This window comes from Nocardioides pelophilus (assembly GCF_014180685.1).
GTDB lineage: Bacteria > Actinomycetota > Actinomycetes > Propionibacteriales > Nocardioidaceae > Nocardioides > Nocardioides pelophilus.
The window spans coordinates 1-19703 of sequence record NZ_JACEHF010000073.1; the positions used below are offsets into that span (position 1 = coordinate 1).

Sequence of the window (19703 nt, forward strand, 5' to 3'; positions counted from 1 at the left end):
AGCGCCCCGTTCTGGGCGCCCGAGCCGTCCGGCTCGTTCCTCGAGGCGACCCGCCGCGAACCCGGTCGGCTGCGGATCGCGCGCTTCGTGCAGCCGGTGATCGCCGACGTCGAGGTGAGCGCCGAGAGCCGCCGCGCCTACGACGACGCCTCGCGCCTGCTGGCCGACCTCGGGCACGCCATCGAGGACGTGCCGGTGCCGCTCCCGCACGAGGCGGTGCCGACGTTCGAGATCTGCTGGTCGGTGCTCACGGCCTTGTCGGTGACTCCGCTCGCGCCGGAGCAGCGGGCGCTCCTGCGCCCGCTCACCCGGTGGCTGGGAGAGAAGGGCGCGGCGGTGAGCGGCCCGGAGTTCGGGTTGGCGATCGGCCGGCTGCGGCAGTTCGCGGCGTCGGCGCTGATCGCGCTCGCGCCGTACGACGCCGTGCTGACGCCCACCCTCGCGACCCCGCCGCTGCCGGTCGGTGCGATCCGTGACGACGCCGACCCGGCCGGCGACTTCGAGGCGCAGAAGCGGTTCACGCCCTGGACGTCGGCCTGGAACGTCACCGGCATGCCTGCGGTCTCGCTGCCCCTGCACTGGACCGTGGACGGGCTGCCGGTCGGGGTCATGCTCGCGGCGCGGCCCGCCGAGGAGGAGCTCCTGCTCTCTCTCGCCGCCCAGGTCGAGGCTGCCGCGCCGTGGGCCGACCGCCGACCGCCGATGTGGTGACCGCTCGCGGGGTTGCGCGTTCCCTCGCTCGTGACTTCGTGATGTCATGGCCAGCGTGAGTGACCCGCTCCCGGTCCGGATCGTCGTCGCCGACGGCGATCCCTCGGCGCGCATCGACGTCGCGACCGCTCTCGAGGCGAACGGGTGCGTCGTGTGCGGCGAGGCCGGTACGGCGGCCGAAGTGGTCACGGTCGCGGTCCAGCACCGCCCCGACGTCGTGCTGATCGACATCGACCTGCCGGGCCACGGGATCTCGGCCGCCCGCGAGCTCGCACGCCGGCTGCCGAGCACCGCCCTGGTGATGTTCGCCGAGACTGCGGACGACGACGACCTCTTCGACTCGCTCCGCGCGGGCGCGGCCGGCTACCTCCTCAAGGACACCGACCCGGACCGCATCGGCCACGCACTGCGCGGGGTCCTCAACGGGGAGGCGGCGATCCCGCGGCACCTGGTCCGCCGGCTGACCGAGGAGTTCCGGTCCCCGGCGCTCCCCAGGTTCGTCCAGACCAGCCCGGCGGCGGCGAAGCTCACCGCACGTGAGTGGCAGGTGATGGAGCTGCTCGGCGCGGGCCTGACCACCGATCAGGTCGCCCGGCGGCTCTTCCTGTCCCGGTCGACGGTCCGCGTGCACGTCTCGTCGGCGCTGAAGAAGCTGCGCGTCACCGACCGTGAGAGCGCCTTCGACATCCTGCGGGGCGAGTAGCCGCACGTCAGCGTCGGGGATCGAGATCCCCGGGATCGTGGTGCTCGCCCCCCACCAGGCGAGCACCACGTGGAGTGTGTTGCGTCTCCGGGGACACCAACCACGCTAGGCAGCCACCTCCGCCACGGGAAGAGCCGCGGTCGCACTACCCGTTCAAACGCCTAAGCGCGGGCCAGGGTCACGCGAACCAGGTCGGCGCGGAGGCGAGGAACTGCGGGCGGCCGAGCGCGCCGGCCCCGGCCGGGAGCACGGCGAGCACGGGCAGGTCGGTCACCCGCGGCAGGTCGTGCTGGTTGCAGGTCTCGGCGAGGCCGGGCTCGGACGGCCAGGAGCCGATGATCAGCCCGGTCGGCTCCAGTCCGCGGGCGCGGAGCGCTCCGACGGTGAGCTCGGTGTGGTTGAGCGTGCCGAGACCGGCCGCGCACACGACGACCACCTCGAGCGCCACGTCGGGAGGGAGGGTGGTGCTCAGGGCGGCGGCGAGGTCGAGGAGGGTGCCGCCGTCGGCGTCGAGGCGCACCAGCAGACCGCCGGCACCCTCGACGAGCACGGTGTCGTGGTCGTCGGCGAGCGCCCGGATCCGGTCGACGTGCTCCGCCACCGGCGGGATCGAGACGCCCTGGCGGCGCGCTGCGGTGTCGGGCGCGAGCGGGTCGTCGAGGGCGGCGTACTCCTGCACGGCGCAGCCGGTCAGCCGGTGCACGACGCCGGCGTCGCGGTCGGGGTCGTCGGCGACCCCGGTCTGCACCGGCTTCACCACGACCACCCGGCCCGGCGAGGTCGCGGCCAGCGCCGCGGTGGCGATCGTCTTGCCGACGCCGGTGTTCGTGCCCGTCACCACCACGACCCGCCGACCCGGCTCCAACTTGGCGACGGCTCGACGCGTGGTGGAGGTGAGTTCGCGACGGGTCACTGGTGTTCCTTCGCGACGGCGACGAGGACCTCGACGGCGCGCTCCCAGTCCGGCTCGGGGATACCGGCACTCGCCGTGGCCCGCAGCCGGGAGACGCCGTCGGGCACCGAGGGCGGCCGGAAGCAGCCCACCCGGATGCCGCCGGCGAGCGCGGCGGCCTGCGCGGTCACCGCGGCCTGCGGCGACGGCATGGGGATCGAGAGGACGGCACCGTCCGGCGCCACGACGCCGAGCGCGTCGGCCAGGGTCCGGACCCGGTCGCGCACCAGGTCGGAGAGCTCCGGGCGGGCGCGCAGCACGCGCAGCGCGGCGAGGGCGGCCGCGGTCGGCGCCGGTGCGAGGGCGGTGTCGAAGATGAACGGCCGCGCGCGGTTGACGAGGTGCTCGCGCAGCGCGGGCGGGCCGAGCACCGCACCGCCCTGGCTGCCCAGGGACTTCGACAGGGTCGCGGTGACGACGACGTTGGGATGGCCGGCCAGCCCGGACCGGGCGACCAGGCCCGGTCCGTGGACACCGAGGCCGTGTGCCTCGTCGACCACGAGCAGTGCGTCGTACGACGCGCACAGCTCGGCCAGGTCCGCCAGCGGGGCCGCGTCGCCGAGGACCGAGTAGACGGACTCGGCGAGCACCAACGTGCGGTCGGGTTCGGGTCTCGTGACGGTCGCAGAGCGACCTCCTCGACCACCGGCGGAGTCGAGCGCCGCACGGACGGCGTCGACGTCGCTGTGGGGCACGACCGTGAGCCGGGCCCGCGACAGGCGTGCGGCGTCGACCAGGGAGGCGTGGATGTGCGCGTCGGAGATGACGTGGGCGTTCCGGTCGACGAGCGCCGTGACGACCGCGAGGTTCGCGGCGTAGCCGGAGGACAGCACCAGCGCCGACGGCTGGCCGAGGTAGTCGGCGAGCTCGTGCTCGAGCTCGGCGTGCAGGTCGAGGGTGCCGGTGACCAGGCGGGACGCGCCGGCCCCGCCGCCCCAGGTGAGCGCGGCGTCCGCCGCTGCCTGCCGCACGTCCGGGTCGAGGGAGAGGCCGAGGTAGTCGTTGCCGGCGAGGTCGAGGGTGCGGTCGTCCGGACCGCGCGGCCGCAGTCGCCGGGTCAGGCCGGCTTCCTCGCGGGCCGCGGCCTCGGCGGCGAGCCACTCGTGCCAGGTCATCCGGCGTCCACCGCCGCGGTGATGCCGCCGAGCAGGCGGTCGAGCTCCGGGTCGCTGATGACGTACGGCGGCATCGTGTAGATCAGGTCGCGGAACGGCCGGAGCCACACCCCGGCCGCGACGGCTGCGTCGGTCGCGGCGACGACGTCGACCGGGTGGTCGAGCTGCACGACGCCGACCGCGCCGACGGTCCGCACGTCGGCGACCCGGGGGTGGTCGCGCAGCGGCGCGAGCCCGGAGGTGAGCCGCTGGTTGAGGTGGCCGACCCTGCTCTGCCAGTCCTGGGCCAGCAGAAGGTCGATGCTGGCCAGCGCGACAGCGCAGGCGAGCGGGTTGCCCATGTAGGTGGGGCCGTGCATCAGCACGCCGCTCTCCGAGGCCGACAGCCCGCGGGCGATCTCGCCGCTGCAGAGGACCGCGGCCAGGGTCAGGTAGCCGCCGGTCAGCGCCTTGCCGAGGCACATCACGTCCGGGGTGACGCCGGCCGCGTCGGCGGCGAACAAGGCTCCGGTGCGTCCGAAGCCGGTCGCGATCTCGTCGAAGACGAGCACCAGGCCGTGCTCGTCGGCGACCTCGCGCAGCACCCGCAGGCACTCGGCGGGATAGACGTGCATGCCCCCAGCGCCCTGCAGCAGCGGCTCGACGATGATGCCGGCCAGCTCGTGCGCGTGGACCGCGGCGAGCCGGCGTACGTCGTCGGCCCAGGCCGCGACGTCCTCGACCCGCGCGGGTGGCTGGTCGGCGAAGACGTGCTGGGGGAGCACCCCGGCGAACATCGAGTGCATCCCGCCGACCGGGTCGCACACGCTCATGCAGCCGAACGTGTCGCCGTGGTAGCCGCCGCGGACGGTCAGCAGGCGCGTCCGCTCAGGCCTCCCTACGCCGCGCTGGTGCTGCAGCACCATCTTGATCGCGACCTCGACCGAGACCGAGCCGCTGTCGGCGAGGAAAACGTGGTCGAGGCCGGCCGGGGTGATCTCGACCAGCCGCTCGGCCAGCCGGACCGCCGGCGCGTGGGTGGGGCCGCCGAACATCACGTGCGCGAACTCCCCGGCCTGCGCGGCCAGCGCCGCGTCGAGCGCCGGGTGCCGGTAGCCGTGGATCGCGGCCCACCACGACGACATCCCGTCGACGACCCGGCCGCCGTCGGCGGGCTCGAGCTCGCAGCCCGCGGCGCCGGTCACTATCCGCACCGGCGTCGGGTCGGTCATCGACGTGTAGGGATGCCAGAGGTGCTCGCGGTCGTACGCGAGCAGGTCGTCGGCGAGGGTCACGCTCACGCGTTCGCGGGGACCTCGGTGCCCGCGCCCCGGTGGCGGATGGCGGGGTCGTGGGCCTCGTCGGTCTCGAACGCGTCCTCGGCGCCGAGGATCACGAAGCCGTTGTCGCGGATCATCTCGATGTCGGCCTTGGCGTCCTGGCCCTCGGACGTGAGGTAGTCGCCGAGGAAGATCGAGTTGGCGACCTGCAGCGCCAGCGCCTGCAGCGAACGCAGGTGCAGCTCGCGCCCGCCGGCGATCCGGACCTCCTTGTCGGGGCACACGAAGCGTGCCATGGTCAGGATCTTCAGGCAGCGGCTGGGGGAGAGCTCCCAGGTGTTCTCGAACGGGGTGCCGTCGAACGGCATCAGGAAGTTCACCGGGATTGAGTCGGCGTCGAGCGCCTTGAGGGCGAACAGCGCCTCGACCAGCTGCTCGTCGGACTCGCCGAGGCCCGCGATCAGGCCGGAGCACGGCGACAGACCGGCCGTCTTGGCCTTGCCGATGGTGTCGACGCGGTCGTCGTACGTGTGGGTCTGGACGATGTTGTCGTGGTTGGACTCGGCGGTGTTGATGTTGTGGTTGTAGGCGTCGACGCCGGCAGCCTTGAGCCGCTCGGCCTGGCCGTCCTTCAGCAGGCCGAGGCACGCGCAGACCTCGACGTCGGGGTACTCGTCCTTGAGCGCCTCGGTCATCTCGGTGACCTTGTCGATGTCGCGGTCCGAGGGGCCGCGGCCCGAGGAGACCATGCAGACCCGGGTCGCGCCGCCCGCCAGGCCGGCACCGGCCTGCTTGAGGGTCTCGTCCTTCGACAGCCAGGAGTACTTCAGGATCGGGGCCTGGGAGCCGAGCGCCTGGCTGCAGTAGTTGCAGTTCTCGGGGCACAGGCCCGACTTGAGGTTGACCAGGTAGTTGACCTTGACGGTGTTGCCGAAGTGCGCGCGGCGCAGGCGGCTGGCCGCGGCGACGACGGACAGGAGCTCCGCGTCGTCGGCCCGGAGCACGGCGAGCGCTTCGGCCTCGGTGGCTCCCGAGTCAGGGCCGCCCTCGAGGATGCGGGTGGCGATCTGGTCGAACTGCGCGTTCATGGCGCTCCTAGACACGGTAGGTTGAACACAGAAGTTGAACACTGTTCAGGTGGTCACGATAGTCGGTCGCGCAGGGGGTGTCACATGGGCTACCACCGTTCGGATGTCGTCGAGCGGGCGATCGGCGTCCTCGACGAGACCGGCCTGGAGGCGCTCTCGATGCGCCGGCTCGCAGCCGACCTCGGGGTGCAGGCGGGCGCGCTCTACCACCACTTCGACAACAAGGCCGCGCTCCTGGCAGCAGTGGCCGACGAGATCCTGCGCCGCGGGCGACGTCCGGCCGAGGTCGTGGCGTGGGACGCCGAGCTGCAGCTGCTCTGCGTCGGGCTCCGCGAAGCCATGCAGCGGCACCGGGACGGCGCTGCCCTGATCGCCCAGGTGCACCGGGCCGATGCGGAAGCGCTCGAACGTCCGCTGCGGTCGGCGCTCGAGCGCGGCGGGGCGGATGACCGGCTCGCGCGCATCGGTGCGCGCAGCCTCGTCCGCTTCGTGCTGACCCACGAGAGTGACGAGCCCGCCGACTTCGCACTCGGTCTGGGCCTGGTGCTCGACGGCCTACGCCACCGGCTCAACCTGTGATCGCGAACCCGATGGTTCCGGGTCGGGTGTCGCGGTCGACCTGGGCGGCAGTGCATCGCCAGCAGTTCTGCTGGACGACGACGCGGGTCCCGTCGACGTCGAGGACCCACCAGCGGCCGATGTAGGGCGGCGGTGCGTTGACGGCGGTGCCGGTGTTCGCGGGCAGCTGGACCTGGCCGTCCTCGCAGGGGGAGGCGTCGAAGCCGGCCGGGATCCGCGCCTCGAGGTAGGTCCCTGCGGCGTCGCCGAGCTCGACGGGTTCGGGGCGGCTCACCTCGTAGACCGGGAGGTCGCGCAGCTCGCGCACCAGGTCATCGACGGTCGGGCCGGTGGGCTCGATGGTCTGGTCGGTGCACGGGTCGCGCGGTACGCCGTACTCCTCGCCGGCGACCTCGGTCTTGATGATGATCCGCTCCTTGGCGAGATAGAGGCCGTCCTCGTGGGCGGACGTGCCCTCAGGTACGTCGATGTCGAAGGCGAGGCTGTCGCTGAGCGGGACCCGGTAGCGGCCCTCGGAGAGCGTGGCATGGTCCTCGCCCGGCTCGGGCTCCGGCAGCGGAAGGACCCCCTCGGGGAGCGTGTCGTCGGCCGGCCCGTCCGTCTCCGTCGACTCTGTCGCCGGCGCAACGGGTTGAATCTCGGCGGTGTCGTCGTCTGGCAGCCCGACCGCGATGCCGAGGCCGACAAGCAGGGCGACGGCGGCGGTCGCGGTGATGGCGCGTGCCCTGCGGTCGCGCCGGCCGGCCGTGCCCACGAGGGACTCGAACGGCGGTGGAGCGACGTCGTGGCCGACCTCGCGCAGCTGATCCCAGTCAGTCATGGCGGGACCCCTCCCTCTCGCTGAGCAGCTCGTTGAGGCGGGCCCGCCCTCGCCCGAGCCTCGACTTGACGGTGCCCTCGGGGAGGTCGAGGTCGGTGGCGATCTCGGCGACCGAGAGGTCGGCGAGGTGGTGCAGGACGACCACCTCGCGCTGTGCCGGGTCGAGCTGACCGAGGGCCGCGACCAGCGCCACGTGCTCGGGGCCGGGGGCGGCCGCGGGCTCGGGTCGGCATTCGGCCGCCTGGTGGCGTCGTACGACGGCGGCGTGGCGCCAGGCCCGGTGCAGCCGGCGGAGCGCGACGGTGCGGATCCAGGCCTCCGGGTTCTGCACGGACTGCAGCGTCCGGCGCTTCCGGATGGCGGTGATGAACGCCTCCTGCACGGCGTCCTCCGCGTCGGCGAGGTCGCCGCAGATCGCGTACATCTGGACGACGAGCCGGCGGTACGACGCGGCGTACAGCGCGTCGAGATCCTCCGTCTTCACCTTGCCGCCCATCAGCACCTCCGCCATTCCGTCAACCGTCCCGCATCAGGAGGTCGGTGTGAAGGTGATGCTCTGGGGTCGGGTGTCGCGGTCGACCTGGGCGGCAGTGCATCCCCAGCAGTTCTGCTGGACGACGACGCGGGTCCCGTCGACGTCGAGGACCCACCAGCGGCCGATGTAGGGCGGCGGTGCGTTGACGGCGGTGCCGGTGTTCGCGGGCAGCTGGACCTGGCCGTCCTCGCAGGGGGAGGCGTCGAAGCCGGCCGGGATCCGCGCCTCGAGGTAGGTCCCTGCGGCGTCGCCGAGCTCGACGGGTTCGGGGCGGCTCACCTCGTAGACCGGGAGGTCGCGCAGCTCGCGCACCAGGTCGTCGACGGTCGGGCCGGTGGGCTCGATGGTCTGGTCGGTGCACGGGTCGCGCGGTACGCCGTACTCCTCGCCGGCGACCTCGGTCTTGATGATGGTCGCCTCGGCGGCGAGATAGAGGCCGTCCTCGTGGGCGGACGTGCCCTCAGGTACGTCGATGTCGAAGGCGAGGCTGTCGCTGAGCGGGACCCGGTAACGGCCCTCGGAGAGCGTGGCATGGTCCTCGCCCGGCTCGGGCTCCGGCAGCGGAAGGACCCCGTCGGGGAGGGACTCCTCGGTCGGGCTCTCCTCGGCGGGCGTCTCGTCGGCGGGCGTCTCGTCGGCGGGCGTCTCGTCGGTCGGGCTCGCGCTGGAGGATGACGGACGCTCGTCCGCCTTGTTGTCAGTGTCGGCGCTGCTGTCGGAGCAGGCGCCCAGGAGGGCAGTCACCGCAGCGAGGGCGACCGACGTCCGCAGGGTGTGGTTTCGTCGCATGCACCAACGAGCCCTGAGCCCGGCGTCCGGTTCCCGACGAGGGAAAACCGTTCGGCGCGCGGTTCTTCGGCGGCGTTAAGGTCCACGAAACACAGGGGAGGCACAGTGGAAGACATGTCGATGAAGCCGGTGACGGTCGTGCTCTTCGGCGCCACGGGTGACCTGGCGCGGCGCAAGCTCCTGCCGGGGCTGCTCCACCTGTTCGAGACCGAGCTGATCCCCGACCTGCAGATCATCGGCACCTCGCTGGAGGAGCACACTGCGGAGTCCTTCGTCAGCTTCGTGCACGACGCGGTCACGGAGTTCTCCGACAGCGACGCGGACATGGCGGCCTGGCCCGAGTTCGCCCAGCGGCTGCACTGGGCGCCCGGAGCGGAAGGCCCGGCCGGCCTGCGGGCGGCGGTGGAGAAGGCCGAGGCGGCATCGGAGGGCGAGCGGACCCGGCTGCACTACCTGAGCGTGCCGCCGAAGGCGGCGCTCGCGGTGGTGAGGACGCTGGAAGAGGCGGATCTGGCCAGGGGCAGCCGGATCATCATGGAGAAGCCGTTCGGCGTCGACCTGCGCAGCGCCCAGGAGCTCAACAGCCAGCTGCACCGGGTCTTCGACGAGTCGCAGATCTACCGGATCGACCACTTCCTCGGGAAGGAAGCGGCCCTGAACATCCTCGCGTTCCGGTTCGGCAACGGTCTGTTCGAGCCGATCTGGCACCGCAACAACATCGACCACATCCAGATCGACGTGCCCGAGGAGCTGGGTCTCGAGCAGCGGGCGAGCTTCTACGAAGCCACCGGGGCCTACAAGGACATGGTGGTCACGCACCTCTTCCAGGTGCTGGCGTTCATCGCCCTCGAGCCGCCGACGTCACTGTCGCCCGATGCGATCAACGAGGAGAAGAACAAGGTCTTCCGGTCGATCCTGCCGATCGACCCGGCCAACGTGGTCCGCGGCCAGTACCAGGGCTACCGCGACATCGAGGGCGTCGCGCACGACTCGGAGACCGAGACCTTCATCGCGCTCAAGTGCTTCATCGACAACTGGCGCTGGGCCGGCGTGCCGTTCTACCTGCGCACCGGCAAGCGGATGGCCGAGGGGGCGCGGATCATCTCGATCGCGTTCAAGGAGCCGCCGCGGTCGATGTTCCCGCTGCACTCCGGTGTCGGCGACCACGGTCCCGACCACCTGACCTTCGACCTCGCCGACAAGGCGAAGATGTCGCTGTCGTTCTACGGCAAGCGCCCCGGTCCGGGCATGCGGCTCGACAAGCTGTCCATGCAGTTCGCGATGCAGGACACGACCTGGGCCGGCTCGGTGCTCGAGGCGTACGAGCGGCTGATCTACGACGCCGCTCGCGGCGACCAGACCCTCTTCACCTCTGCGGAGGGCATCGAGCGGTTGTGGGAGGTCTCGGCTCCGCTGCTCGACAGCCCGCCCATCGTCCGGCCCTACCGCCAGGGCAGCTGGGGGCCCAACCAGATCCACCAGCTGGTGGCGCCGTACGCCTGGCGACTGCCGTTCGAGCGCGTCTGGCGCGACCCGAACGCGCTCGGCAGCTAGGTCTCGTTGGTCGAGGAGGTCGCTCTGGCGACCGTCACGAGACCTGTTCAGCCGGCAGCGACGGGCTCTTTCGCCGTCTCGAACACGTAGTCGTCGAGGGGGAACCGGGCCGCCTCGCGGTGCGCACTGATCGTCGAGGTCGGCCGGAGCAACACCGCCTCGCCGTGCTGGTTGAAGTAGTAGCTGCGGGCGGTCGCGCAGCTGCCGGCGTTGAAGACCGAGTTGCCGAGCAGGTCGGTCATCCGGTCGAGGAAGGCGTTGTTGGCCTCTTCGCGCACCTCGAACACCTCGGCGCCCTCCTTGCGCATCGCCGTGAACAGCCGTTCCATGTGCGCCATCTGGGTCTCGATGGTCGTGAAGTACGACAACCCGGAGTAGGAGTAGGGGCTGTTGAGTGACAAGAAGTTGGGGAACCTCGGCACCGTGATGCCCTCGTAGGCGCAGAACCGGTTGTCCCGCCACCACCTGCCGAGGTCACGGCCCATGCGTCCGATCACCTGGATCGCCGGGAAGTTCTCGTCCCAGAGGTTGAAGCCGGTGGCGAGGACCAGGACGTCGAGGTCCGCGCGCCGACCGTCGGCGGTGACGATCCCGCGCTCGTCGATGTGGTCGATCGTCGTGGTCTCGAGGTCGACGTGCGGCTTGGTGAACGTCGGGTAGTAGTCGTTGGAGAACGTCGGCCGCTTGCAGCCGAAGTCGTAGTCGGGGGTGAGCTTGGCGCGCAGCTCGGGATCCTTGACCTGGCGCTTGAGGTGCCGCTCGCACGCCGCCTTGCCGATCGCGTTGGCCCACGGCAGGTTCCGGTAGTGCAGCACCCCGGCGACCATCATCACCTCGAGGATCGAGGTGCCGGCCAGCCGAGCCGCCTTCTGGGTGAGCGGGACCTTGGCAAACGCCGTCCGCACCGGCCCGGGCACCCTGCCGTCCAGCTTGGGACTCACGTAGATGGGCGTTCGCTGGTAGACGGTCAGGTGCGCGGCGACCTTGGCCAGCTCGGGGATCAGCTGGACCGCAGTGGCTCCCGTGCCGATGATGCCGATCCGCTTGCCCTCGAGCTCGACGCCGTCGTCCCAGCGGGTGGTGTGGACGACCTCCCCGGCGAAGTCGTCGACGCCCGGGATGTCGGGCATCCGCGGCTGCGAGAGGAAACCGGTCGCGGTCAGCAGGTAGCGGCCACGCTCCTGGGCGCCGTCCTCAAGGGTGACCTCCCAGCACGACGCTCCCTCGTCCCACCGGGCGCGGGTGACGGCGATTCCGAACCGCATTTGCCGTCTGAGGTCGTACTTGTCGGCGACGCGGGTGGCGTAGGCCTTCAGCTCCGGCCCCGGGGCGAACAGGCGTGACCAGTGCGGGTTGGGCTCGAACGAGTAGGAGTACGTCGACGACGGGATGTCGACGGCCAGCCCGGGATAGCGGTTGACGTGCCAGGTGCCGCCGAGGTCGTCCTCACGCTCGAGGATCAGCAGGTCGTCGTACCCCATCCGGCGCAGCTGGATGGCTGCACCCATGCCGCCGAAGCCGGCGCCGATGATCACCGCGTCGTGGACGTGAGTCATGCCATCGAGCGTAGGGCGTGTCTCGTCGGTCCGAATCCGACCACGGTTGCAGGATCCGGGTGATCCGACCCGTGCTCAGTCGGACAGGTCCTCGACCTCGAGCAGTCGCTCGCACTCCGCGATCAGCCGCTGCCGCAGCGGCGCACCGCGCTCGGCGAACGCGCGCTGGGCGGCGACGTACTCCGCCTTGCCGTCGACCGTCTCGATCCGGACGGGGTCGAAGCCGAGGTCGGCCAGGTCGTACGGCGCCGCGCGCATGTCCATGACCCGGATGTCCCACGCCAGCTCGAAGCAGTCGGCGACCAGGTCGGAGGAGACCATCGGGGACAGACGGAACGCGTGCTTGTAGAGATCCATGCCCGCGTGCAGGCAGGCAGGCTGCTCGTACGACGGACGGTCGTCCCGGCCGGGGGCGAGGGTGTTGAGCGGGCGGGCAGGCCCGGTGAAGAAGCGGTAGGCGTCGAAGTGCGAGCACGCGATCCGGTGCTCCTCGACGACGGCGTCGGTGCCGGTCGGCCCCAGCCGGAGCGGCCAGTCCGCGTGCCGCGTCGCGTCCTCCCCGAGCCGGTAGACCATCGCCCACTCGTGCAGGCCGAAGCAGCCGAAGTTGCCCGCGCGCCCGGCGGTCGCGGTCAGCAGCCGGTGCAGTGCCTCGACGAGCGGCCGCTGGGAGGCGACGTACGTCGTGCGGACGGCTACGGCAGGTCGAGGTGCGAGCGGAGCGAGCCTCGAAACCCCGTAGCCCTTGAGCGCGTCGTACTCCGCTGCGTCGGCCAGGGCGACGCCGTACCCGGGGTGCCAGCGGCGCAGCTGGGCGGGGCGGAAGGAGTAGTAGGTGAACAGGAAGTCGAAGACCGGGTGCTTGACGTGCGCCCCGCGACGCTCGAGGTGCGGCGCGAGGTAGCGGTCGACCCGGGCGGCGTGGGTGGCGGCTCGGTCCTGCCACGTGTCCCGTGGCAGCACCTGCTCGACGACCGCCTCCACGACGGAAACCCTAGGTCCTCGTTCTCAGGGATGAAACTCGACGTTCGTCACGCGTGAACGCTGCAATTCGAGATGCAGAGCGGGTCGGTCCTGTGGTTCCGTCTGCCGTCGTGCCCGACTCGGCGGCGGGCGCGAAGGATCCCGTCACCTACCTGGAGATCACCCGATGAACCCCACCCCCGTCGTCCGGTCGCGCTACCGCGCGGCCCTCGCCGCCGGCGCCGTCACCGTCCTCGCCGGCAGCCTGCTCACCCTCGCGCCCGGACCGGCCGAGGCAGCGGGCAGGGCCGACCTCCGCGTCACGAGGGCGAGCGTCGACAAGACCTCCGTCGTCGAGGGCGCGAAGGTGACCGTCACCCACGTCGTCCAGAACCGAGGACGCCGCAAGGCGGGCCCGTCCACGACCCGGGTCTACCTCACGAAGGACGTCGCCGCGAGCCTCGAGGCGCGGCGCACGAGCCGCACCAACCCCCGCTCCGCGCTGACCGACCTCCGCCTGGTCGGCAAGGCGGCCGTGAAGGCGATCGCCCCGGGGGCCAAGCGCTCGATCGGGACGACCCAGTTCACGGTGCCGGCCGGCGTCCCGGCCGGCGCCTACCGGGTCCTGGTCTGCGCCGACGACTACGGCAAGGTCCGTGAGACCGAGGAGGGCAACAACTGCACGGCGGCGTCGAAGGCGCTCAGCATCGCCGAGGCTCCGGGCAGCGACGGCCTTTCGGTGCAGACCTTCGCCGACACCTACGCGTGGCCGGGCAACGAGCAGTCCTCGTTGAGCTTCCTGAAGATCTTCTGCAACAGCACCCATCCGGTGAAGCGGCTGACCCTCGCGGCGGCGCTGACCAGCGCCCGGGCCTTCCTCGATTCCGCGGCACCCGGCGGCGTCGCCGACCTGAGGTCGTCGGGCCAGGCCAGCACCCCGGAGAAGGCGCAGGAGCTGGCGGCTACCGCGCTCGCCGGGGGCTCGCCCGGACTCGCACTCGCCGCGCTCCTCGAGGCGCACCGCCTCCAGCCGAGTCGTGGTGCCCACCTGGTGAACGCCGCCGCCCTGGCGACATCGGTCGGACTGCCCAACGAGGCCATCGCGTTCCTCGACGCTGCCGTCGGCCGTGACTTCCTGCGCACGCCGCTCGGGATCCCGCCCGAGGCAACGGCCGCGGTCATCCGCGGCCAGGCGCTCGTGATGACCGGCCGCCTCGATGCCGCGCAGCCTCTCTTCGTGAGCGCCAAGCAGCTCGCGCCGCTCCTGAGCGAGGCCGACGCGGGTCTGGCGACGGTTGCTGCCTGCAAGGGCAAGGACGCCATCGCCAAGCGCTACATCCGACGGAGCCGGGTCCGCACCGACGAGCCCGTGCCGCCGACCCCGCCGACCGAGGACCCGGTCCAGCCGGAGCCCGACATCGACCTCACCCGGGGCGAAGCCGTGCCGTTGCGACAGCTGCCGATCGCAGAGACGCCCGCCCAGGCGGCGAAGATGCGCCCGGTCTACTGGGGAATCGCCGAGGACTTCCAGGCCGAGATCCAGGCCAACATCGCTGAGGCGAACCGGCTGGAGCAGCACCTGCGCGACACCGACGACGCTCGCACCCGGGCCGAGAAGGACCGGCGCGACTCGATCCTCGTGCTGCTCTACCGGACCCATCTCGAGGGTGAGGTGGAGACCGCCCAGGACGCGCTCTACGAGGAGATCGACAAGCTCACCGAGATCAAGGAGGAGTTCTGGGGCGGCGGCACCGGTGAGGTGCCGTACACCTACGGGAAGCTGTCCGAGGACGCCTGGGCGGCCTGCGAGGGGTCCGACGTCCCGAACTGCTTCGAGATCGAGATCAACCGGACCTGCCGACCGGCGCTGAACTCCGCGCACATCCGGTGGCGGACGACGATCCTCGAGGCGCAGGACCGGGCGAACCACTACTTCGAGGTCTGGTCGAAGCGGATGACCGGGTACGCCGCCAACCTGATCGACGAGGAGGCGCACCAGCTCGCGCTCAACCACATCGACGGGCTCGAGCGCGACGTCTACGCGCTCCTGGTCCAGCAGGCGCAGTTCTGGTCGCACAACGTGAACCTGTTCAAGGACCACTGCGTCGACCCGGTGCCCGCGGACGTGCTCAACCCGCCGGCGAACGTGGACGTGCAGTCACCGGGCGCCTGTGAGGCGGGCCTGAAGAACCTCTCGCTCAAGGCGTCGCTCGGGCCGACGTCGCTCAAGGTGAGCTGCGAGCGGATCGAGCAGTCGTTCTCGGCCGAGATCATCCCGCTCCTCCACGTCTTCGTGGACGTGAAGTTCGACTTCCGCACGGGCAACGTCTCGTTCTGGGCGGGGTCGAAGGGCGGCGGCAAGGTCGGCAACGTGGTCGACGCGGGCTTCAAGTCGGGGATCTACGTGAAGGTCAACCAGCAGGGCGAGCTGGTCGACACCGGATGGCGGGTCGGCCCCAACGTCAAGGTCGTCGGCGGCAACGCCGAGTTCACCGCCTACAAGGACGAGATCGACCTGTCGTTCACCTCGAGCCTGACGCCGGGGTACTGACGACCGGACGCACCCGGCGAGCCGCTCAAGACCCAATGGATAGGCTCGCCGGGTGCGCATCGCGAGATTCACGAACGCCAAGGACGGACAGGGCGAGCCGGCGTACGGCGTCGTCACCGGCGACCTGGACCAGTTCGGCCAGCCCGCCGAGGACGCGGTGATCGTCGAGCTCGTCGGCGACCCGATGTACGTCGGGCTGAAGGTGCTCGAGAAGGAGCACCGGCTGGCCGACGTCAAGCTCCTGGCGCCGGTCATCCCGCGGAGCAAGGTGGTCGGCGTGGGCAAGAACTACGCCGCCCACGCCGCCGAGATGGGGGGAGACCAGCCCGCCGAGCCGCTGCTGTTCCTCAAGCCGAACACCAGCGTCATCGGACCGAACGACGCCATCGTCTATCCGCGCCAGAGCTCGCACCTGAGCTACGAGGGCGAGCTGGCCGTCGTGATCGGACGGATCTGCCGCGACGTGCCGCCTGAGCGGGCGACCGACGTCATCTTCGGCTACACGATCGCCAACGACGTGACCGCGCGCGACCTGCAGAAGAGCGACAACCAGTGGGCGCGGGCCAAGGGCATGGACACCTTCTGCCCGCTCGGCCCGTGGATCGACCATCCGACAGTCGAGGGGGACCTCGACCCGCAGGCCTTCATCGACGGCCGTCGCGTGCAGACGTTCCTCAACGGCAACGTCGTCCAGGACGGCACCACCGCCGACATGACCTGGGACATCCCCAACCTGGTGGCCTACATCTCCGCCGCGATGACGCTGCTGCCGGGCGACGTGATCCTCACCGGCACCCCCGAGGGCGTCGGCGCCATGGAGCCCGGCGACGAGGTCGAGGTCTTCGTCGAGGGTCTCGGCTCCCTCACCAACACCGTCATCCGCCGCTGAACCGAACCGACTGAAAGCTGGAACTGTGACCGACGCACCCGTCGACAACCGACCCGTCCGGGTCCGGATGGCACCCTCCCCGACCGGGAGCCCGCACGTCGGCCTGGTCCGCACGGCCCTCTACAACTGGGCTTTCGCGCGGCACCACGGCGGCACCTTCGTCTTCCGGATCGAGGACACCGACGCCGCCCGCAACACCCAGGAGTCCTACGACTCCCTCATCGAGCTGATGCACTGGCTCGGGCTCGACTGGGACGAGGGGCCGGAGGTCGGCGGGCCGTTCGCGCCGTACCGCCAGAGTGAGCGGAGCGAGCTCTACGCCGACGCGCTCGCCCGGCTCCGCGCGTCGTCGTACACCTATGACTGCTACTGCACGAACGAGGAGGTCGACGCCCGGCGCAAGGCGTCCGGCTCCAAGGTGATGGGGTACGACGGCTTCTGCCGCGAGCTCACCAGCGAGCAGGTCGCCGCGTTCGAGGCCGACGGCCGGCGTCCCGTGGTCCGGTTCCGGATGCCCGACGGCACCATCACGTGGGACGACCTGGTCCGGGGCGAGATCAGCTTCGAGACCCAGTTCGTGCCCGACTACGCGCTCTGCCGGGCCAACGGCGAGCCGCTGTACACACTGGTCAACCCGGTCGACGACGCGCTGATGGAGATCACCCACGTGCTGCGCGGCGAGGACCTGCTGTCGTCGACACCGCGTCAGGTGGCCCTCTACGACGCGCTGATCGAGCTCGGCCTCACCGACTTCACCCCCCGCTTCGGCCACCTGCCCTACGTCATGGGCGAGGGCAACAAGAAGCTGTCGAAGCGTGATCCCCAGGCGCACGCGCTGGCCTACCGCGACGGCGGCTTCCTGCCGGAGGGCCTGCTGAACTACCTCGCCCTCCTCGGCTGGGCGATCGCTGCCGACCGCGACGTGTTCACGCTGACGGAGATGGTCGACGCGTTCGACATCGGCGACGTCAACCCCAACCCGGCCCGCTTCGACCTGAAGAAGGCCGAGGCGATCAACGCGTCCCACATGCGGCTGCTGTCGGTCGAGGACATGACCCACCGGGTGCTGCCGTTCCTCAAGGCCGCGGGAGTGGTGGGCGACCCGGTGCACGACGCGGACGCGCAGCTCCTCGAGCTGGCGATGCCGCTGGTCGCGGAGCGGATCAACAAGCTGACGGAGGCCGCCGACATGCTCGGCTTCCTGTTCGTCGACGAGGAGGCGTTCACCGTCGGTCCGGCCGACGCCGAGAAGCTGCTCGACGAGACCGGCAAGGGTGTGGTNGAGAAGCTGCTCGACGAGACCGGCAAGGGTGTGGTGAAGGCCGCGTACGACGCCGTGGCCGACCTCCACCCGTGGTCCACCGACGCCATCCAGACGGCGCTGCAGACGGCGCTGGTCGACGGGCTCGGTCTCAAGCCGCGGGTGGCGTTCGGGCCCGTCCGGGTGGCCGTCACCGGCCGCCGGATCTCGCCGCCGCTGTTCGAGTCGATGGAGCTGCTCGGCCGCGACCGCAGCCTGGGGCGCCTGCAGCGTGCCCTCGGCTGACGACGCTGCCGGTCGGGGCGTGCCGATGCTCCGCTACCACCAGCTGCACCAGCTCGGCCGGTCCGGCTGGGGGCCGGCCCTGCTCGGCGTCCTGGGCGTGGTCGTGGCGTTGCTGGTCGTCGTCCCTGCGTTCCTCACCGCCGGCTACGCCGCGATCGGGGAGCCGTTCGACGAGGTCAGCATCGACCCGCTCACGCCGGTCGGGCTGGTGGTGGTCTGCCTGAGCCTGGCGGCCGCGGTGCCGGTGGTCATCGTCACCACCCGGTTGGCCCAGCGGGTCTCCGCCGGCTGGGTGATGTCGGTCGTCGGGCGGATCCGGTGGGGATGGCTGTTCACCTGCCTCGGGCTCGCGGCCCTGGCCCTGGGTGCGGCGCTCCTGCTCGCGCTCGTGCTCCCGGAGGACGGCGGCGCATCGGTCGAGGGATCGGTCAACGAGGTGACCGAGCAGACCGTCGCGTTCGCGCTGATCGTGCTGCTGCTGATCCCGCTGCAGGCGGCGGGGGAGGAGTACGCGTTCCGCGGCTACCTGACCCAGGCCTTCGGAGGTGTGGTCGCGGGTCGGGTCGGCACGGCGGTCGCGATCGTCGTACCAGCGCTGCTGTTCGCCCTGGCACACGGGGTCCAGGACCCGCCGGTGTTCATCGACCGGTTCGCGTTCGGGCTGGTGGCCGGCGCCCTGGTCATCGTGACCGGGGGGCTCGAGGCGGGCATCGCGATGCACGTGCTCAACAACTGGGTCTTCTTCGGGCTGTCGCTGGCGTTCGGGGACATCACCGAGGCGCTGGCACCGGTCGCGGGGACGTGGTGGCTGCTGCCCGGCACCCTCGTGCAGTCGCTCGCCTACCTCGCCCTGGTGTCGTGGGCGGCGCGGCGGCGGCACCTGGTGACGTCATTGGACCAGGGCGTTTTGGAGCCGAAACGACCCCGCGTGTAAGGTTTCTCGTCGGCTCCCGGACCGCGAGGATCGGGGGCGCAGCACCAGCAAAACAGTGGTCTATGGTGTAATTGGCAGCACGACTGGTTCTGGTCCAGTTAGTCTAGGTTCGAGTCCTAGTAGACCAGCGGGAACAAGCGCAAACCCCGGTGTGAAGGGCCGATTTGGCCCCGAATGCGGATGATCGCTAAGGTTCTCACCGTTGAAAAGGCCGCAAGGCCGGACAACAAGTTGCCCCCGTCGTCTAGCGGCCTAGGACGTCGCCCTCTCACGGCGGTAACGCCGGTTCAAATCCGGTCGGGGGTACAGAAGAGACCCGGATCTCCTACGAGATCCGGGTCTCGCTGCATTTCGGGCCCGGGTGCTCGGGTCCAACATTTGATGTCAATGGGGATTGACATCAAGTCCTTTTGGTGTGAACGTCTATTGTCATGAAAACGAAGCGGGCCTACACGATGGGAGCCCGTGCCGACGCGGTCCAGGAGACCCGGAAGCGGATCCTCGAGTCCGCGTTCGGCCTGGCCGACACGAAGCTGTTCACCGAGATCACGCTCGACGAGGTCGCTCGCGGCGCCGGCGTGAGCGTGCAGACGGTGCTGCGCCAGTTCGGGAGTCGCGACGGGCTCGTCGACGCGACGATGGCGTACGCCGAGCGGGCCGTCTCGGACGAGCGGGAGACCCCGGTCGGCGACCCCGCCGCAGCCGTGCGCGTCATCGTCGACCACTACGAGCGACGCGGGCGGACGGCCCTGCTGATGCTCGCCCAGGAGGACCACGACGCGACCGTCGCGGGCCTCACGTCGCGCGGCAAGGCGATGCACCGCAGCTGGGTCGAGACGGCCTTCGCGCCGTTCGTCCGGGCCGCCGACCCCTCGCTCGACCTCCTGGTCGTGGCGACCGACGTCTACACCTGGAAGCTCCTGCGCCTCGACCGCGGGCTCTCCCGGGCGCAGACTCAGAAACGCATGCTCGACCTGGTCGACGCGATCCTCGCGCAGGTCGGAAAGGACTCCCGATGAGTGCCATCCTGTTCGCCACCTGGGACGGCGGCGGCAACGTCCCGCCCGCCCTCGGCATCGCCGGCGCCCTCGAGCGCCGCGGCCACGTCGTCCGCGTCATCGGCCACGACGGGGTCGCCGCGGCGGTGGGGGGCGCCGGC

At 71.0% G+C, this 19703-nt stretch carries 18 protein-coding genes and 2 tRNA genes; 11 read left to right on the forward strand and 9 right to left on the reverse strand.

All coding sequences use genetic code 11. The annotated features are described in order from the left end of the window. Together H0488_RS12945 and H0488_RS12950 are read left to right on the forward strand one after the other, a co-directional pair. The coding region (locus tag H0488_RS12945) for an amidase family protein (protein ID WP_246372034.1) at positions 1 to 711 on the forward strand (711 nt) is incomplete at its 5' end. Positions 712 to 766: 55 nt separating this feature from the next. Further along, positions 767 to 1414, forward strand: a complete 648-nt coding sequence (locus tag H0488_RS12950; RefSeq protein ID WP_220794538.1) for a response regulator — start codon at positions 767 to 769, stop codon at positions 1412 to 1414. Between the two features lie 178 nt (positions 1415 to 1592). Here the strand turns inward: H0488_RS12950 and bioD are convergent, their stop codons facing one another. The 4 genes from bioD to bioB are packed head-to-tail and all read right to left on the reverse strand — an operon-like array spanning position 1593 to position 5828. After that, positions 1593 to 2327, reverse strand: coding sequence for a dethiobiotin synthase (bioD, locus tag H0488_RS12955; RefSeq protein WP_312856324.1), 735 nt, complete (start codon positions 2325 to 2327; stop codon positions 1593 to 1595). After that, positions 2324 to 3481, reverse strand: coding sequence for an 8-amino-7-oxononanoate synthase (locus H0488_RS12960; protein ID WP_183099694.1), 1158 nt, complete (start codon positions 3479 to 3481; stop codon positions 2324 to 2326). The genes bioD and H0488_RS12960 overlap by 4 nt, the downstream gene beginning before the upstream one ends. Further along, complete coding sequence (locus H0488_RS12965; RefSeq protein WP_183099706.1) at positions 3478 to 4755, reverse strand: adenosylmethionine--8-amino-7-oxononanoate transaminase; 1278 nt, start codon at positions 4753 to 4755, stop codon at positions 3478 to 3480. Before H0488_RS12965 ends, H0488_RS12960 begins: the two co-directional genes overlap by 4 nt. A gap of 2 nt (positions 4756 to 4757) precedes the next feature. Continuing rightward, positions 4758 to 5828 (reverse strand): biotin synthase BioB, encoded by a 1071-nt coding sequence (gene bioB / locus H0488_RS12970; RefSeq protein ID WP_183099695.1) that lies wholly within the window; start codon positions 5826 to 5828, stop codon positions 4758 to 4760. An 84-nt stretch (positions 5829 to 5912) separates the two neighbouring features. On the opposite strand from bioB, the gene H0488_RS12975 reads away from it, so the two are divergent. Beyond that, a complete protein-coding gene (locus tag H0488_RS12975) occupies positions 5913 to 6407 on the forward strand; it encodes a TetR family transcriptional regulator (RefSeq protein ID WP_183099696.1) in 495 nt (164 codons plus the stop codon). Here the strand turns inward: H0488_RS12975 and H0488_RS12980 are convergent. From H0488_RS12980 to H0488_RS12990, 3 genes are read right to left on the reverse strand one after another with little or no spacing between them, the layout of a single operon-like run. After that, entirely contained in the window at positions 6397 to 7227 is an 831-nt protein-coding gene (locus tag H0488_RS12980; RefSeq protein WP_183099697.1) for a hypothetical protein, read from the reverse strand. The genes H0488_RS12975 and H0488_RS12980 overlap by 11 nt on opposite strands. Then, positions 7220 to 7738, reverse strand: coding sequence for an RNA polymerase sigma factor (locus H0488_RS12985; RefSeq protein ID WP_183099698.1), 519 nt, complete (start codon positions 7736 to 7738; stop codon positions 7220 to 7222). The genes H0488_RS12980 and H0488_RS12985 overlap by 8 nt, the downstream gene beginning before the upstream one ends. Positions 7739 to 7756: 18 nt before the next feature. Next, positions 7757 to 8551, reverse strand: a complete 795-nt coding sequence (locus tag H0488_RS12990; RefSeq protein ID WP_183099699.1) for a hypothetical protein — start codon at positions 8549 to 8551, stop codon at positions 7757 to 7759. 114 nt (positions 8552 to 8665) lie between these two features. On the opposite strand from H0488_RS12990, the gene zwf reads away from it, so the two are divergent. Continuing rightward, complete coding sequence (gene zwf, locus H0488_RS12995) at positions 8666 to 10105, forward strand: glucose-6-phosphate dehydrogenase (RefSeq protein WP_246372036.1); 1440 nt, start codon at positions 8666 to 8668, stop codon at positions 10103 to 10105. A 47-nt stretch (positions 10106 to 10152) separates the two neighbouring features. On the opposite strand, the gene H0488_RS13000 is transcribed toward zwf, so the two are convergent. Both H0488_RS13000 and H0488_RS13005 read right to left on the reverse strand, forming a co-directional pair. Further along, complete coding sequence (locus H0488_RS13000; protein ID WP_183099700.1) at positions 10153 to 11661, reverse strand: flavin-containing monooxygenase; 1509 nt, start codon at positions 11659 to 11661, stop codon at positions 10153 to 10155. A gap of 75 nt (positions 11662 to 11736) precedes the next feature. Then, positions 11737 to 12645: a 3-methyladenine DNA glycosylase gene (locus H0488_RS13005; RefSeq protein ID WP_183099701.1), complete on the reverse strand. Its 909-nt coding sequence runs from the start codon at positions 12643 to 12645 to the stop codon at positions 11737 to 11739. A 166-nt stretch (positions 12646 to 12811) separates the two neighbouring features. Between H0488_RS13005 and H0488_RS13010 the strand changes: the two genes are divergently transcribed. The 7 genes from H0488_RS13010 to H0488_RS13040 all read left to right on the forward strand — a co-directional run bounded on the left by H0488_RS13010 (position 12812) and on the right by H0488_RS13040 (position 19563). Further along, entirely contained in the window at positions 12812 to 15175 is a 2364-nt protein-coding gene (locus tag H0488_RS13010; RefSeq protein ID WP_183099702.1) for a CARDB domain-containing protein, read from the forward strand. A 52-nt stretch (positions 15176 to 15227) separates the two neighbouring features. Beyond that, complete coding sequence (locus H0488_RS13015) at positions 15228 to 16064, forward strand: fumarylacetoacetate hydrolase family protein (RefSeq protein ID WP_183099703.1); 837 nt, start codon at positions 15228 to 15230, stop codon at positions 16062 to 16064. 67 nt (positions 16065 to 16131) lie between these two features. Beyond that, complete coding sequence (gene gltX, locus H0488_RS13020; protein ID WP_183099708.1) at positions 16132 to 17610, forward strand: glutamate--tRNA ligase; 1479 nt, start codon at positions 16132 to 16134, stop codon at positions 17608 to 17610. After that, positions 17597 to 18544, forward strand: a complete 948-nt coding sequence (locus H0488_RS13025) for a CPBP family intramembrane glutamic endopeptidase (protein ID WP_312856326.1) — start codon at positions 17597 to 17599, stop codon at positions 18542 to 18544. Before gltX ends, H0488_RS13025 begins: the two co-directional genes overlap by 14 nt. 56 nt (positions 18545 to 18600) lie before the next feature. Next, a tRNA-Gln gene (locus H0488_RS13030) sits at positions 18601 to 18672 on the forward strand. Between the two features lie 105 nt (positions 18673 to 18777). Beyond that, positions 18778 to 18850, forward strand: a tRNA-Glu gene (locus tag H0488_RS13035). 125 nt (positions 18851 to 18975) lie between these two features. Continuing rightward, positions 18976 to 19563 carry a TetR/AcrR family transcriptional regulator gene (locus tag H0488_RS13040; RefSeq protein ID WP_183099704.1) on the forward strand — a complete coding sequence of 196 codons (588 nt, stop codon included), beginning with the start codon at positions 18976 to 18978 and terminating at the stop codon, positions 19561 to 19563. The last annotated feature ends 140 nt before the right edge of the window (positions 19564 to 19703 follow it).

Coding starts and splice junctions, on each gene's coding strand:
- H0488_RS12960 (WP_183099694.1), bottom strand. CDS start 3,481: ATGACCTGGCACGAGTGGCTCGCCGCCGAGGCCGCGGCCCGCGAGGAA.
- bioB (WP_183099695.1), bottom strand. CDS start 5,828: ATGAACGCGCAGTTCGACCAGATCGCCACCCGCATCCTCGAGGGCGGC.
- H0488_RS12975 (WP_183099696.1), top strand. CDS start 5,913: ATGGGCTACCACCGTTCGGATGTCGTCGAGCGGGCGATCGGCGTCCTC.
- H0488_RS12980 (WP_183099697.1), bottom strand. CDS start 7,227: ATGACTGACTGGGATCAGCTGCGCGAGGTCGGCCACGACGTCGCTCCA.
- H0488_RS12985 (WP_183099698.1), bottom strand. CDS start 7,738: ATGGCGGAGGTGCTGATGGGCGGCAAGGTGAAGACGGAGGATCTCGAC.
- H0488_RS12990 (WP_183099699.1), bottom strand. CDS start 8,551: ATGCGACGAAACCACACCCTGCGGACGTCGGTCGCCCTCGCTGCGGTG.
- zwf (WP_246372036.1), top strand. CDS start 8,666: ATGTCGATGAAGCCGGTGACGGTCGTGCTCTTCGGCGCCACGGGTGAC.
- H0488_RS13000 (WP_183099700.1), bottom strand. CDS start 11,661: ATGACTCACGTCCACGACGCGGTGATCATCGGCGCCGGCTTCGGCGGC.
- H0488_RS13010 (WP_183099702.1), top strand. CDS start 12,812: ATGAACCCCACCCCCGTCGTCCGGTCGCGCTACCGCGCGGCCCTCGCC.
- H0488_RS13040 (WP_183099704.1), top strand. CDS start 18,976: ATGAAAACGAAGCGGGCCTACACGATGGGAGCCCGTGCCGACGCGGTC.